We start from the raw sequence: 14,535 nt of genomic DNA, 5'->3' as shown, positions 1-14,535 counted from the left end.
GGTTCTTGGTTATCCCGCGATGCGGCTACATAGGGGAGAGCGGCCCCGGTTCTCGGGCCGCGCCTCTCCGCGGTGCTTGGCAGGAAGTTGGGACCGGCCAACGCGCTCTTCCTTGCTCAAGTGTCTCGAGGCGTACGAGTATGTCACACGCCCGCGAGTCGAAGGCGACGAGCGTTCGCTTGCCGTGAGCCTGACGGCTGAGGGGTTGCGCTGCGCAATGGGGCGCTGGCACTTCCCGGAACCGTGCCGGCCGATCAGACGCCCGGCCACGGTGAGGGCAGTGCCTGTTCAGGTCAGCCAAGAAACGGATGCGGCGGCAAACCTGTGCTGCCTGTGTCCAGCACAAACAATGAACCCGCGAGCGGTTCGGATGCCAACTGATCCCTCGTCAGGCCATTGCGGGCGGACGTGACGTAGAGCTTGTCCATGTTCGTTCCCCCGAATGCGACGCTCGTGGGACGTGAGACGGGCAGCTCCACCACCTCGAGAAGGTCTCCCCGCGGGCTGTATCGTCGGATGCAGCCGCCGTCCCACATTGCCACCCAGAGGGTGCCGTCGGTGTCTACCGCCAGTCCGTCCGGAGTCGCGATTGCGTCGGGAAGCTCAGCCAGGGTCCGGCCCCTCGAGAGTCCGCCGGAATAGAAATCGAAGTCATAGGCATCGATTCGCCGTGTGGACGAATCGATATGGTAGAACGTCTTGCCGTCCGGGCTCCAGTCCAAGCCGTTGGAGATCGAGACTCCGTCGAGGATCCTCGTGCTTTCCAGGCCGGTTCCGATCCGGTACAAGGCGCCCTTGCCCGGAGACAGGTCAGTGGCCATGGTGCCTGCCCACAAGCGGCCTGCGGGATCACATGCACCGTCATTCATGCGGTTTCCGGTGCGCTCCAGTTCGATGGGGATCGCCAGAGTGAAGTTTCCGCTGTCCTCGTCCACGAATCCGATCCCGTCGCGGACCGCGCACACCAGGCCGCCGGCTTCCCGGACCGCGGCCATGCCCACGGGCTGGCCGACATTGATGCTTCTATCCCGGCCCGTGCGCGGATTGAAGCGGTGAATGTCGCCGGCGAAAATATCCACCCAGAGAAGTTCATCGCGTTCTTCGTCCCACCAGGGCCCCTCCCCAAGATCGGCCGGAGTGTGGAGGGCCAGTTCAACCTGCCTGGTACGCATCAGCACCCCGGCCCATTCAGGGCTGGTGCCGGCATTGCTTTGAGGGGAATGACAGCCCCGGGCCAACGGATGACTTCGGCCGCCAGAACGTGACCGCATTTCGCCGCCGCTACCGGAGTCGCGCCGGCGAAACGTGCTGCAAGGTATCCGGCATTGAAGGAGTCACCGGCTCCGGTGGTGTCGAGAACCTCGGCCACAGCACGGGCCGGGATGGTCTCGTAGAGGTCCCCGTGTCGGACCAGGCAGCCCTCCGAACCGTTCTTGACGACGATTTCGTCGACGCCCCACGCGGCCAGCCGTTCCACGCAGGCCCCCGTGTCGCTGTCGCCAAAGAGTAAGCGTTCGTCGTCAAATGTCGGGAACGCTATGTCAGTCCGTCGCAGCGTCTGTTCGATGGCCTGCCTCGCTGCTTCGGCGCTGTCCCAGCCAGCTGGCCGGTAATTGGTGTCGAACACCACCGTTCCGCCCCGCCTGCGGGCTACATCCAGAACTTTCCACAGCCTGCGGCGGGCGGCCTCGGTGAGTATCTGCAGTGAAATCGCAGAGACGTAGATGACGTCGTAGTAGCTGAGAGTTTCGTCCACTTCGAGTGACTGGTCAGGACCAAAAAGGCCTCGGGCCGGGGATGTGGAGCGGTGGTAGATGAAACTGCGCTCTCCGGCTTCATCGGTCCTGATGAGATAGAGTCCCGGTGATTCCCCCGGGACTTTTTCAACCAGCGACGTTCCGATGCCTTCGGCTTCCATCCGCGCCAGCATGTCCAGGCTGTACCGGTCATCACCGACCCGGGATATGTAGTCCGTCTGGAGCATGTCCCCGCCTAATCTGGCAAGGTAGCTTGCGGTGTTCATGGTGTCGCCCGCGAAACTGATGGACAGCGTCGATTCGTCTGAGTGGGTGAGTTCAATCATGCACTCACCGATGGCTGCAATGCGGATCATCGTCCGGTCCCGGGAACGGAAGCCAAGAGGGCGGAAATCTTGGCTTCCATGCCATCACCTGAGTAGAGGTCGCTACCCACGCCGACGGCGAAGGCACCCGCCTCGAGCCACTGTGCGGCCTCGGAGGCCGGGATCCCGCCCGTGGGGATAATCCGTGCGCCAGGCAGGACGGCCAGCATTGACCGTAGGTAAGCTATCCCGCCGACGTGTGCAGGAAAAATCTTCGCCACCCCCCTGGATGTGGCCGCCGCCAACTCGCCCGGCGTGAAGCTGCCTTCGATAAGCAGTATGTCGCGCTCAGCCGCCAGCGAGCGGACCTCCGGAACAGGATAGGGGCTGACGAGGAATTCCGCGCCGGCCTCGATGGCTCGTTCAGCGTCGGCGCGGTTGACGACAGTTCCGGCGCCGACGAGGGCGTCCGGGGCTTCGTTGCGCAGCCGGATCATGGCGTCCTGCCAGCCTTCGGTGGTAGTGGTCAGCTCAATGGCTCCGATGCCCAGGGCGAGGAGGCGAAGAGCCATCTGGTAGGACTGTTCAGAGGTCTTTGTTCTCAGCACCGGCAGTATTCTGGCCGCACGAATCCGTTCGGCGGTGCGTTCTGTAGAAGATGAAAGTTCCATCATTGCCTTTCATTAGAAACGAGGGCGCGGAAGATTCGGGGTGCGCATCCGAGACGGCCGGACGCGCACCCCGAAAGGCCGGGGCGGGCGCCGGTTTCGCGGTCTAGACGGTGAGCGCGAAGGCGTCGTAGGCCCCTGCGCTCAGTTCCACGCCCAGACCCGGGCTGTCCTTGGCCTCGACGAATCCGTCCTTGACTTCCAGAGGGCTCGCGAGCATGCCGTCCCAGCCGGGGCCGCCGTAGGCGTCAAACTCGATCATCGGGGCGTTCTCGCAAGCCAGGATCATGTGCAGGCCGGCGGCCAGCGCGATGCCGGTGCCGGAGGAGCACGCGATGTGAGGGACACATGTGATATTCCAGGCGCTTGCCATGTCGGCCACACGTTTTGCCTCGGTGATTCCGCCGACGCTGGTGCAGTCCGGCTGGAGGTAGTCGAAGGTGCGCCTGCTCAGCAGATCGATGTATTCATAGCGGGTGAGCAGTGATTCTCCCCCGGCCAGGGGGATGTTGATCCTGTCCGCCAGCCAGGTGTTGTCGTCCACGTACTGGCTCAGGCTGCGGGAGAGGATGGGCTCTTCGAGCCACGTTAGTCGGAACGGTTCCAGTTCGCGCGCAAGATCGTAGGCTCCTCTGCGGTCATAGGACATATTGGCGTCCACCATGATGTCGGGCCCCGTTCCTATCGCGTCGCGGACGGAACCCAGCAGCTCAACAGCCTGGTTGATGTCTCCGGTGACCCGAAGCTTCATGGCGGTAAACCCGTTGTCGACAGCAGCCTTGACCTCCGGCACGATTTCGGCCGTGGGTTTCAGTGCAGGGGCGAAGTAGGCTCGGACTTTCGACTTGGATGCCCCCAGGAGACGGTAGACGGGCTGGTTGCTAATCTTTCCGAGCAGGTCCCAGAGGGCAATGTCGATACCGCTGAGTGCGTAGGTTTCTATGCCCCGCCGGCCCCACATGTGGGTGGCGTTGAGCATTTCCTGCCAGATCCCCCCAATGTTGCGGGGATCTTTGCCCACGAGCATCGGGCCCAGCTGCTGGTTGATGATGGGGCCGACGGTCGGGAAGTACACGGCCGAGAAGCCGGCCTCTCCGATGCCTTCGAGGCCTTCGTCGGTGGTGATCTTTACGACGATGCCCCCCTTGACTTTGACGGCCATGGCACCCCACCGGAGTTCCTCATCCAGAGGAACGCCCAAAGGTGTTGCCGTGACGCTTGTGATCTTCATAGTGCGGTCCTTCGGTGTCGGGCGCCGGCCGGCGCCGTGGGCTTCGCAGGCGCGGCGCCCCTCCGGCCTCGCCTGTCGTGGCGGCCCTCCGGACGGGGGAACCGTGGAGGGCCGCCGACTGCAATCAGTTAGTTGGTGCGCTCGAGGTAAGAGACCAGGGCTGCACCGAACGCGGGCAAGTCCACCGGTGTGCGAGACGTGATGACGTTGCCGTCTTCCACGACGGCCTCATCCACCCAGACACCGCCGGCGTTTTCGACGTCGTCACGGATGGGGGCGTAGCCTGTCGCGCGCCGTCCGTCCTTCAACGCCCCGGCTGAGGCAAGAATCCAGCCGCCGTGGCAGATGGCGGCCACGAGCTTTCCCGACTCGTGGGCGTCGCGGACCAGCCCCACCATTTCAGGGTGCAGCCGCATGTTGTCGGGGGCAAAACCTCCGGGAACGACGACGGCGTCGAAATCCGCTGCGCTGACCTCGGACGCTGCGGCGTCGGCATCCATCGGGTAATGCTCTTTGGAGTCATAGCTCTTCTTGGTTCCGCTGCCGATCACGGAAACCTGAGCGCCGGCTTCCTCCAGGCGCAGTTTGGGGTACCAGCCTTCGAGGATCTGGTATTCGTCTTCGATAAGAAGCGCGACGCGCTTTCCGGAAAGTGACATTTGTTGCTCCTCCTGTGGGACGGTTGCCCCGCTGTTGGTTCTAGGCGTTGATGAGGTCCAGGAATTCGATGCTGGTTCGCACGTCGCCGTGGTGGGCCTGGATGTTGCGCAGCGTCTCCCAGTGCTGGCCGTAGCCCAGCGGAGTGTCGGTGCCGGTTGCCGGAACGGCGGCGGTGGTGTCGGCCAGGACTACGATCTTGTAGTCCTGGTTGGCGCCGTCGATTGCCGTGGTGATCTGGCAGCAGGCCGTCGACAACCCGGCGATGACCAGGGTGTCGGCGCCGGCCCGACGCATGTATTCGTTCAGCGGAGTGCCATAGAAGGACGAGAAGCGGTGCTTGCGCATGACCGGCTCGTCATCGGCAGGGACCAGTTCGGCCACCAGCTCATCGCCGCCGTTACCCCAGGACCCCGGAAAGTTCTCCAGCTGGCCTTCCAGACCCCACTTCGTGTCCGCGTAGCCGGCGTCCTTGCCATCGCCGCGCAGGCCCCACAGCGACCAGACGACCGGGATGCCCTTGGCCCGGCAGGCTTCCAGCACGTTGACGACCGGTTGAATGGTGTCTTTGCCCTCCGGGGCGCCGCCGATGCTGGGAATATACATGGCACCCCCGGGCTCTGCGCAGGCCTTCTGCATGTCCAGGACCAGCAGCATCGTCTTCTTGGGGTCGATCGTCGGGGCGAGCCAGTGGGCGCGGTCGATGTGCTTGTCGATGTTTTCGTAGGTGTAGTCGAGCGAAGACATTGTTTTCCTCCTAGTTTCTTTGCACGGCTCCGTCGCCGGTGCATCGTGGGGCCGGCCGCAGGACCTGATCCGGCGGCGCGTATCCGGTTCCTCGTTCTGAGGACCGGACCGGTGATTGCCAGACAATTGGCAACCCATTGAAAGCAGGTGATCAGGTGGTCTGAAGACTTCCATGATTCCCAAACGGTGTCAAGGCCTTGCCGGAGATCCCGGCGGGACTGACCCGGATGCCCTGCCGCCCGGCGCAGCGTTTCCGCCGCTGACCGCCGGGGGCTCCCAGGGTGAGGCCAGTAGTTGTAGTGTCAATTAAGTTTCCGATAAACCTTGACCCACCCGACCCCCTGTGGAATAGTTCAGTTGACCGGGTCATCAGACAACCGGCCACCGGCTTACCGTAAGAAAGGGACATCGTTGTCCTCTCTTGATTTCACCTACGCGAACATTGATTCACTCATCGACCGTACGCACTTCGTCGCTCCGGCCATCGACCCGGAAAAGACTGTGCTGCTCGTCCTGGACATGCAGAAAGCCTGCGTGACCCCAGGGGGTGCCATGTATATTCCCAGTGTGGGCGGAGCCCCCGAAGGTAAGGACACGGTGCAGCCCACTCTGAATCTCATCGAGGCGGCACGGTCTAAAGGCATACCAGTCGTGTGGTCGCTTTGGGGACTGCACGCCGACGGCTGGGACGCCGGCGTCGCACGCACCAAATGGGGATTGCAGGAGAGCCTGGCGGAGTTTCCGGGTTGCTGGGGCAACGGCGGCGACGAGCTGGACGATGCACTCAAGCCGCTTCCGGGCGAACCCGTCATCCGGAAGCACCGCTTTTCGTCGTTCTACGGCACCCCGCTGAACGAATTCATACGGGGCCACGGTGCGGATACCTTGATCATCGCGGGGGTTTCGACAGGCAATTGCCAGATGGCCACGGCCATTGACGGAGCGAACCAGAACTACAAGATCATCACCGTGGCGGACACCACCGCCGCTATCCCCGCCCCGAACGAAGACCAGCCGCTGGGCTATGGCCAGCACTGGGAGGCGTTGCGCAACATCCAGGCAAACCATGGTGACGTGCGCCTCAGCACCGAAGTCCTCGACCTCATCGGCGCCTGACACCAGACCAGACACTCTCCAGGAAAGGACAGCCCATGAGCCTGTCAGGAACCCACATCGCTTTGCTGATCGAAGATGAATACCAGATTCTCGAAGGCTGGTACCCCAAACTCCGCCTTGAGGAAGCCGGCGCCCGAGTCTCGGTTATCGGCAGCGGCACCAAGAAGAGCTACAGCAGCAAGGAAGGCTACCCGATGGATGCCGACGCTGCCGCCGGCGAGGTCTCGGCGGCAGACTTCGACGCCGTTGTGGTCCCGGGCGGATTCGCCCCGGACAACATGCGCCTTCACCCGGAGATGATCGGCCTCGTCCGCGACATCTACGAAAGCGGCAAGCTGGTCACGGCGATCTGCCACGGCGGCTGGGTCCTGGTCTCTGCCGGCGCCCTGAAGGGACGCCGGGCCACCGGATACTCCCCCATCCGCGACGACGTCACGAATGCGGGCGGCATCTGGGTCGACGAAGCTGTGGTGCAGGACGGCAACGTCATCACCTCCCGGACACCCGCAGACCTGCCCGACTTCACCCGGGCGATCATCGCCTACCTGGAAAAACCCTAACCGCACACAAACTTGCGGGTTGCTGGACCGGCAACCCGCACCGGATACTCGTAAGAGGTCTGGTCACATGATAACTAATCGACTGCGGCCGGATGCTTCGGCCACCATGGAGAGGAACAACCATGTCAATCACAAGGAAGCCCGAGCCGGTTGACGCCATTGTCGTTGGCCTGGGCGCCAACGGCGGCACCGCGGCCAAGGTGCTCAGCGAGGCCGGACTCAAAACCGTCGGTTTCGACCGCGGCCCGTGGCTCAGGGCACACGAGCACTATTCCGGCGACGAGCTCAAATTCGTGAACCGCGACTACATGTGGCCGGACCCCAAGATGTTCCCCCGGACGATCCGCTACGACGAGAACGCCGAGGCCGAGCGGTTCCCGTTTTCGCCGACCCCGCAGATGGTCGGCGGCGGCACCAACCACTGGGCCGGATGGGTGCCGCGTCCGCGCGAATCGGACTTCATGATGCGCTCCCTGCACGGGGACGTCGACGGTGCCAGCCTCGCCGACTGGCCGTTCCGCTACGAACACCTAGAGCCGTATCTCACCAAAGTCGAATGGGCCTTCGGAATATCCGGCATCGCCGGCGCCGACAAATACGAGCCCTACCGCAGCAAGGGCTACCCTAGCCCGCCACTGCGCCCCACCCGCTACGGGAAGCGCTTCTACGACGCGTGCAACAAGATGGGCATCAATGCCTTCCCGATTCCGCACGCCATGGTGACCAACAACCACAACGGCCGTGAGCCGTTCAACCAGACCAGCTTCTGGAATCAGTATGGCGACCCCAGCGGTGCCCGCTCCAACATCCTGACCACCTTCATCCCGGATGCATTGGCCACCGGCAACTTCGAGGTCCGCGCCGAGAGCTTCGTCCGCGAGGTGAAGCTCGGCAAGGATGGCAAGGCCACCGGTGTGATCTACATCGATGCCGAGGGCAACGAAGTCGAGCAGGATGCCAAGGTGGTGGTCCTTGCCCTGGGCGCGATCGAATCTTCCCGCCTGATGATGCTCTCCAAGTCCTCACAGTTTCCTGACGGGTTGGCCAACGGCAGCGGACTTCTGGGGAAGAATGCGACGTTCCACGAGTACCTTTTCGCCGTCGGTCTCTTCGACAAAGACATCGACGAACCACTGAACGGCTGGACAGGCAACTACATCAGCGGCGGATCTCTGGAGTTCTACGAAACGGACGAGAACCGCGGCCACATCGGCGGCTGCATCATTTCCGCCTCCCAGACCTGTCACCCGGTCAACTGGGTCTTCCCCGGCCGGCCCAGCTGGGGAGACGCGCTGAAGGATGCGGACAGGAACTACTTCAACTACGCCATGAAGATCGGACTGATCCTCCACGATCTTCCGGTGGAATCGAACCGTGTGGATCTGGACCCCACCGTCAAGGACGCCTTCGGGCTGCCGGTTGCCCGGATCACGCACCGGCCGCACAGCAACGACGTGGCGATGGGCAAATGGCAGGTGGACAAGAACATGGAGATCCTCGAAGCGGCCGGCGCGCGCAAGACGGTCCCCGTCTATCTCGACAAGATGACAGGCAACACCTGCCACCAGCACGGAACGGCCCGCATGGGGACAGACCCCGCCAAGAGCGTCCTGAACGAATGGGGCCAGGCACATGAAGTGGAAAACCTGTTCGTCGTGGACGGTTCCGGTTTCCCCACCGCCACGGGTGTGAACCCGACCCTGACCATGATGGCCAACGCGTGGCGGTGCAGCGACTACATCGCTGACGTCTACTCAAAAGGCCGCAAAGAACGCCTCGTCATCGCCAACTGACAACGGCAGGAATAGCAGAAGGAGCACATCATGACACTAAAAGCTGACTGGCCGGTCATCAACGGCCCCGTCGATCCGGACTCGGAGGAGCGGCTGTTCTTTACCGAGCATGAATGGGAGACCGTTGAGGCGGCCACAGCCCGCATCATCCCCACCGACCAGGATCCGGGCGCCCGCGAGGCCAGGGTCGTTGTTTTCATCGATCGCTACCTCTCAGGCATTGACTACGTCTATGCCGCAGCCGATGGCAGCGGCTTCCTGAAAATGAGCGGCCGCTACGCCGACGCATGGCGCGCGCGGATGGCCGACATGCAGAGGACCTACCGCGAAGGCCTGCGCAATCTTGACGACGTGTCCGTCCTGGAACAGGGCGGAATCTTCAAGGAATTGTCCGAGGAGGGCCAGGACCGGGTCCTGGAAGTCATCTCCGGCGCCCCCAAACCGGACAAAGTCACATTGGGAACCAAGGAGGCGGTGACCACCTTCCTCCAAGGGTCGTTCGACGAAGGGCTGGAGTTCTTCCCGGCACTGTGCCTGCACACCAAACAGGGGTTCTACGGGGATCCCGTCTACGGCGGGAACAAGGAGCAGATGGGCTGGAAATTCATCGGTTTCCCCGGACCGAAGTCCCTGAAAGACACCATGGACGGAACCTACAGCACCCATGAGTACTTCATGGAAGGCGAGTTCGACTGGGAAGACCTTGTACCCCAGTTGAAAGTTTCAACGTTCCGCGATGCTGAAGCCTGACCTGCGCTCCCAGGACCCGCACTCGGAAGACCGCACCCGTGGCGGAACTTCCGGGCGCGGTACACCGCGTCATCCAGGGTGGCGTACCTGATCCATTATGGCTAGTGTTCATACCACCGGACCACGCAGTCAGAATAGAGGAAATCCATGAGTTCCATACGAACCATCGAGCGTGTACAGCGACTCAAGCTGGCGGACTCGGTGGCCGAACAGCTCGAGCGCCTGATCCTGGAAGGCCAGTACAGCATCGGGGACAAGCTGCCGGCCGAACGGGCCCTCGCCGAAGAGTTCGGCGTGGGCCGCAGCTCCATGCGCGAGGCTCTCCGGACGGTTGAATCCAGCGGCCTGCTCCGGACGGATCATGGTGTGGGTGTGTTCGTGGTCAGCAACACCAAGAAGGTGTTCGGTCCCGCCGACATGTACCTCGATGAGGACTACACCGTGCCGGATCTGTTCGAAGTCCGGCTGGCCCTGGAGCGTGAGGCTGCAGGACTGGCTGCCAAACGCATCACCGGGAAGGAATCCAGCCGTCTGCAGGACATTCTGCAACGGGCGGGGAGCCCGGCCATTTCAGACGATGAGTTCATCCGCCTCGACGGAGAACTCCACCGCGGCATTTCCGGTGCCAGCCGGAACCCGCTGTTGCTGCACCTTTCGGAGAGCATTGCACCGCTGTTCGATACATATTCCCACCGCGTCATCCGCCTGCCGGGCCGCCGCGCCGCTGCCCACGCCGGCCACACGCTGATCGTCGAGGCGGTAACCGCCGGCCGTGTACGCGACGCGCGCACCGCCGTAGTCAACCATCTACGGGAAGTCGAGCGCGACATCATCGAATTCCTCAATGAGAAGGAACCCGCGAAACACTAGGCAGGACCCGCCCTTACTCGCCATGGCAGCACCCTGGCCCGTTGCGGGCCAGGGCGCTGCCGACTGCCTTCCGCCGGTCTGAAGACAGCACCAGAAAAACACCATTGACAGAACTTTTCCGGCATGACAGAGTTCAGACCACCTGATCATCTCTTCACCGGATCTCTTGTGTTCAGCAGGAAGTGATACCTGGTCCGGAACCCACAAACATGACCAATCCAAAGGAGCCCTAATGTCTCACGATGTTGTGCAGGCAGAGGTCACGAGGCCGCCGGTCGGACTTCCGGTGCTGATCGAAGCACGCGGGGTCGGCATGCGTTACCCGGGAGTCATCGCCCTTGACGGCGTTGACATCAAACTCAGAGCCGGCGAGATCCACGCCCTTCTCGGCGAAAACGGGGCAGGAAAATCGACCCTCATCGGTCTTCTGTCCGGCATCAGCACCCCCGATAGCGGAGAGCTGTTCGTTGACGGAGTGAAGCAGCACTTCAACTCGGCCAAGCAAGCCCAAGCACTGGGAATCAGCACCATTTACCAGGAACAAACACTCGCCCCGGACCTGACCGTCGTCCAGAACGTATACTTCGGCCGTGAACTGCGGCGGGGACTGCTGCTCGATGAGGGCGCAATGCGTCGGCGGGTTGAAAGCCTGTGCGGGGAATTCGGTCTGACCGCGGCTGATCTTGACAGCCCGGTTGGCGCACTCGGTGCGCTCAAGCAGCACGTCGTGCAGATCCTGAAGGCGTTGGCGTTCGACGCCCGCGTGGTGATCCTTGACGAACCCACCTCGGGGCTGGAAGAAAGCGAACGCCAGCTGCTTTTCGAGCACATGGGACGCCTGCGCGACCGCGGTGTGGCGCTTCTGTGGGTCACCCACCGGTTGGACGAACTGTTCGGCCTCGCTGATGTCATCACGGTTCTGAGGGACAGCCGCCTGGTCGCCTCGGTCAACCCTGCGGAACACTCACCGGATTCACTTGTCCGGCTGATGGTCGGCCGCAAACGCTCTGAAGGCGAACACTTGAGAGTGCACGACCGGAGCGAACGTATCCAATCGAACAGCCGAGAGGAGTTCATCCGGCTGGAGCACGTCAGCAGGTACCCGTTGCTGCGCGACATTTCGCTGAGCATAAGACGCGGAGAAATACTGGGTCTGGCGGGCATCGCGGGCGCTGGCCGCACCGAACTTGGCCGAATCATTCTGGGTGCCGACCGGCCGGACTCCGGGTCGCTTTTCCTCGACGGCAAGGAAGTCACGATCCGCAGTCCCCGGCACGCCACACGGTTGGGGATCTCAATGGTTCCGGAAGAACGCAAGACGCAATCGATCCTCGGCACGATGTCCATCGCCAATAATATTTCTATAACGGATCTCGGCAAGGTCAGCCGCAACAACATCGTGCTGGACCGTCGCCGGGAGAACCGTCTGGCCAAGGAAGCCATCCGGGACCTGGGCATCAAGTCCAGCAGCGAACAGCAGAAAATCGTCAATCTAAGCGGCGGAAATCAGCAGAAGGCAATCGTGGCCCGGTGCCTGTTCTCGGGACCGTCGCTGATGATATTTGATGAGCCGACACAAGGCGTTGACGTCGCCGCGAAGACCGATATTTACCGCCTCATTTACGACTTCGTGGACAAAGGCGGGGCCGCGGTCGTCATTTCTTCGGAACTGCCTGAACTCCTCCACCTCAGCGACAGGATCGCGGTAATGCGCGAAGGGCGCCTGGTGGACGAGCTGGCAGGCGTGGACAGGCCTGGTTGCCTCGGGTCAGAAAGCGAAATTGCGGAAACCATCATGGCCATGGCGGCCCGCGAAGCCGGCCACTCTGCAGCCGCAGACACCAAGGAGGAAATGGCATGAGCGCCCGTGAGCGGCTGGTCCGTATTGCCTCGATTGACGGGTTGCCGATCGCAGCCGCGCTGGTTGCCGCCGCGGTCTTCTTCACCGCAGCTTCCCCGTTCTTTCTTACCGGAGAAAATATCCGGAACCTGTTGATTCAATCAGTGTTTGTCATTCTCCTGGCGGCCGGCATGACCTACGTGCTGATCGTGGGGGGCATTGACCTTTCGGTGGGTTCCACGACCGGTCTCAGCGCCGCGATGACGCTCATGACAATCATGAACGGTGCACCCTGGCCCGTCGGCATCCTGGCCGGAATCGGCACGGGGGTTGTGGTTGGGGTCATCAACGGCTTCTTCATCGCAATCCTGCAGATCAACGCCTTCATCGTGACACTGGCGACTCTGAGTATCGGTGCCGGGGCACTACAGGTCATCACCTCCGGGACGCAGTTGACCGGTGTGGATTCCGAAACCTTTCTGGCCCTGACCAAAGGCAACATCCTCGGAATTCCTACCGGGCTGGTGATCACCCTGGTGATCATCGCACTCCTCGAATGGGTCCTGCTGGCCACACCATACGGCCGAAGCCTGTTCGCAGTCGGCACGAACCCGCAGGCAGCATTCCTCGCCGGCACAAGCATCCGCCGAGCCAACTTCAGCGTGTATCTGCTCTCGGGCGTGATCGCCGGTGCCGCGGGAGTCCTGCTGGCTTCGCATTTGAACTCGGTCCAGCCAGGCCTGGGTCAGGGATACGAACTCAGTGCCATAGCCGCTGCAGTCCTGGGCGGGATCGCGCTCTCAGGCGGCCGCGGGAGTGTCTGGCGCAGCCTGATCGGCGCCCTCTTCCTCGCCACACTAAGCCAGGGACTTCAACTTGTGGGCGTGGATCCCTTGTGGTTCAACATCGTCACTGGCGCCAGCATCGTTATCGCCGTCGCCTTCGACCGTGCAACACAACACTTCATCGCCGGACAGCTGAGATCCCTCGCACGGAAACAGAGTCACGATATCAGCGGAGGCGGCCTTGAGGCCGAAGCCCTGCGGTCCCCAGCCGCGGCAGCGCCGATCGAAGTCCAGCCTGCCGGGGCTGGCAACCACGAAATCACTTCCGGAGCAAGGAACATCTGATGAGTACCAGTTCAGTCATTGGCATTTCCAGCACGCGGTGGGGCAAAGTCCTGCAAAACCCCAGCGCAGGCGCACTGCTGCTGGTCGGTGTCCTGGTGATCAGCATGTCGATCGCCTTCCCCACATTCCCCAGCGCAATCAACGCCGGGAACGTCGCAAACCAGATGGTCTTCGTCCTACTGCTGGCTCTGGGCATGACGGTCGTACTGATCACCGGCGGCATCGACCTTTCCGTCGGCTCGATCATGGGTCTCAGCGCAGGAGTCGGGGCGTACTCCATCAACTCCGGCGCCCCTCTGATCCTCGGGCTGCTGGCCGCGGTAGGTGCCGGGGCGGTCCTCGGCCTGGCCAACGGCCTGATGATCACGCGCCTGGGACTGCCGGACTTCATCGCAACTCTCGCCATGCTCGGCATAGCCCGCGGGCTCCTATTCCTGTGGACCAACGGCGTGCCCTTCATCGGCTACATGCTGCCGGAGTACTACGTCATCAGCGGCCTGGAGCGGCCCTTCGGATTCATCACCGTACCGATCATCATCGCTGCCGTAGCAGTGCTTGCCATCATCTTCGTGCTACGAAAAACAAGCTTCGGGCGGCACGCCTACGGAGTCGGCAGCAACCCGCACGCCGCGCTCCTCTCAGGGGTCCCTGTCGACCGCGTCAAAATCACGGCCTACGTCATCAGCGGTCTCATGGCAGGGCTGACCGGCATGCTGATGGCTGGACGCACAACCACCGTGGCGCCCACCATGGGACTCGGATACGAGATCGCCGCCATTGCTGCAGCGATCATCGGCGGCGCGGCACTGACAGGGGGCCGCGGGCACGCCCTCGGCGCCGTGCTGGGCGCACTGGTTCTGAGCATCACAGCCAACGCCATAAACATCGCAGGAGTCAGTTCCACATGGCAGCAAGTCGTTACGGGCTCCGTGCTGTTGCTGGCGGTCGTCTTCGACCGGGCCAGCGCTCTGCTCCGGGAACGCTCCACCCGGTCGGCAGGCCGGCTCGCCGTCACCTGACCGGCCCCAGCAGCCATCGGATAAGCAACCACGTAAACACCCGCCGGGGCAATCCCGCCCCGGAATCCACCGCATCGCAAGTATCCACCGTT

Annotated in this window: 14 protein-coding genes; 8 read left to right on the top strand and 6 right to left on the bottom strand. The window is 62.7% G+C overall.

Annotation, left to right across the window (positions count from 1 at the left end; genetic code table 11):
• Positions 1-293 precede the first annotated feature (293 nt).
• The 6 genes from ASG77_RS07705 to ASG77_RS07680 form a co-directional block, all read right to left on the bottom strand.
• The gene (locus tag ASG77_RS07705; RefSeq protein ID WP_082575895.1) at positions 294-1,172 is read right to left on the bottom strand and encodes an SMP-30/gluconolactonase/LRE family protein; all 879 of its coding nucleotides are present in this window, start codon (positions 1,170-1,172) and stop codon (positions 294-296) included.
• On the bottom strand, positions 1,172-2,113 hold the full coding sequence (locus tag ASG77_RS07700; RefSeq protein ID WP_056343432.1) for a sugar kinase: 942 nt from the start codon (positions 2,111-2,113) through the stop codon (positions 1,172-1,174). Before ASG77_RS07700 ends, ASG77_RS07705 begins: the two co-directional genes overlap by 1 nt.
• Positions 2,110-2,733 carry a bifunctional 4-hydroxy-2-oxoglutarate aldolase/2-dehydro-3-deoxy-phosphogluconate aldolase gene (locus ASG77_RS07695; protein WP_056343476.1) on the bottom strand — a complete coding sequence of 208 codons (624 nt, stop codon included), beginning with the start codon at positions 2,731-2,733 and terminating at the stop codon, positions 2,110-2,112. Before ASG77_RS07695 ends, ASG77_RS07700 begins: the two co-directional genes overlap by 4 nt.
• A 103-nt stretch (positions 2,734-2,836) precedes the next feature.
• Complete coding sequence (locus ASG77_RS07690; protein WP_056343427.1) at positions 2,837-3,961, bottom strand: mandelate racemase/muconate lactonizing enzyme family protein; 1,125 nt, start codon at positions 3,959-3,961, stop codon at positions 2,837-2,839.
• Positions 3,962-4,089: 128 nt separating this feature from the next.
• On the bottom strand, positions 4,090-4,620 hold the full coding sequence (locus ASG77_RS07685) for a type 1 glutamine amidotransferase domain-containing protein (RefSeq protein WP_056343424.1): 531 nt from the start codon (positions 4,618-4,620) through the stop codon (positions 4,090-4,092).
• Positions 4,621-4,660: 40 nt separating this feature from the next.
• Entirely contained in the window at positions 4,661-5,365 is a 705-nt protein-coding gene (locus tag ASG77_RS07680) for a cysteine hydrolase family protein (RefSeq protein WP_056343421.1), read from the bottom strand.
• Between the two features lie 411 nt (positions 5,366-5,776).
• Here ASG77_RS07680 and ASG77_RS07675 point away from each other — a divergent pair, with 411 nt between their 5' ends.
• From ASG77_RS07675 to ASG77_RS07640, 8 genes are all read left to right on the top strand, one after another.
• Positions 5,777-6,481 carry a cysteine hydrolase family protein gene (locus tag ASG77_RS07675; RefSeq protein WP_056343418.1) on the top strand — a complete coding sequence of 235 codons (705 nt, stop codon included), beginning with the start codon at positions 5,777-5,779 and terminating at the stop codon, positions 6,479-6,481.
• A gap of 35 nt (positions 6,482-6,516) precedes the next feature.
• A complete protein-coding gene (locus tag ASG77_RS07670) occupies positions 6,517-7,041 on the top strand; it encodes a type 1 glutamine amidotransferase domain-containing protein (protein WP_056343416.1) in 525 nt (174 codons plus the stop codon).
• A 122-nt stretch (positions 7,042-7,163) separates the two neighbouring features.
• A complete protein-coding gene (locus ASG77_RS07665) occupies positions 7,164-8,834 on the top strand; it encodes a GMC family oxidoreductase (RefSeq protein ID WP_056343413.1) in 1,671 nt (556 codons plus the stop codon).
• 30 nt (positions 8,835-8,864) lie between these two features.
• Positions 8,865-9,584, top strand: coding sequence for a gluconate 2-dehydrogenase subunit 3 family protein (locus ASG77_RS07660; protein WP_056343410.1), 720 nt, complete (start codon positions 8,865-8,867; stop codon positions 9,582-9,584).
• A 147-nt stretch (positions 9,585-9,731) separates the two neighbouring features.
• Complete coding sequence (locus ASG77_RS07655) at positions 9,732-10,454, top strand: FadR/GntR family transcriptional regulator (protein WP_056343407.1); 723 nt, start codon at positions 9,732-9,734, stop codon at positions 10,452-10,454.
• Between the two features lie 232 nt (positions 10,455-10,686).
• Positions 10,687-12,315, top strand: a complete 1,629-nt coding sequence (locus tag ASG77_RS07650; protein ID WP_056343404.1) for a sugar ABC transporter ATP-binding protein — start codon at positions 10,687-10,689, stop codon at positions 12,313-12,315.
• Positions 12,312-13,424: an ABC transporter permease gene (locus ASG77_RS07645; RefSeq protein WP_056343401.1), complete on the top strand. Its 1,113-nt coding sequence runs from the start codon at positions 12,312-12,314 to the stop codon at positions 13,422-13,424. The genes ASG77_RS07650 and ASG77_RS07645 overlap by 4 nt, the downstream gene beginning before the upstream one ends.
• Entirely contained in the window at positions 13,424-14,443 is a 1,020-nt protein-coding gene (locus tag ASG77_RS07640; protein WP_056343399.1) for an ABC transporter permease, read from the top strand. Before ASG77_RS07645 ends, ASG77_RS07640 begins: the two co-directional genes overlap by 1 nt.
• Positions 14,444-14,535 lie beyond the last annotated feature (92 nt).

Origin of the sequence: Arthrobacter sp. Soil762 (genome assembly GCF_001428335.1) — a bacterium.
Classification (GTDB): domain Bacteria; phylum Actinomycetota; class Actinomycetes; order Actinomycetales; family Micrococcaceae; genus Arthrobacter.
The sequence above is the reverse complement of the archived record's forward strand: the minus strand, read 5'-3'. Positions and strand labels throughout refer to the sequence as shown.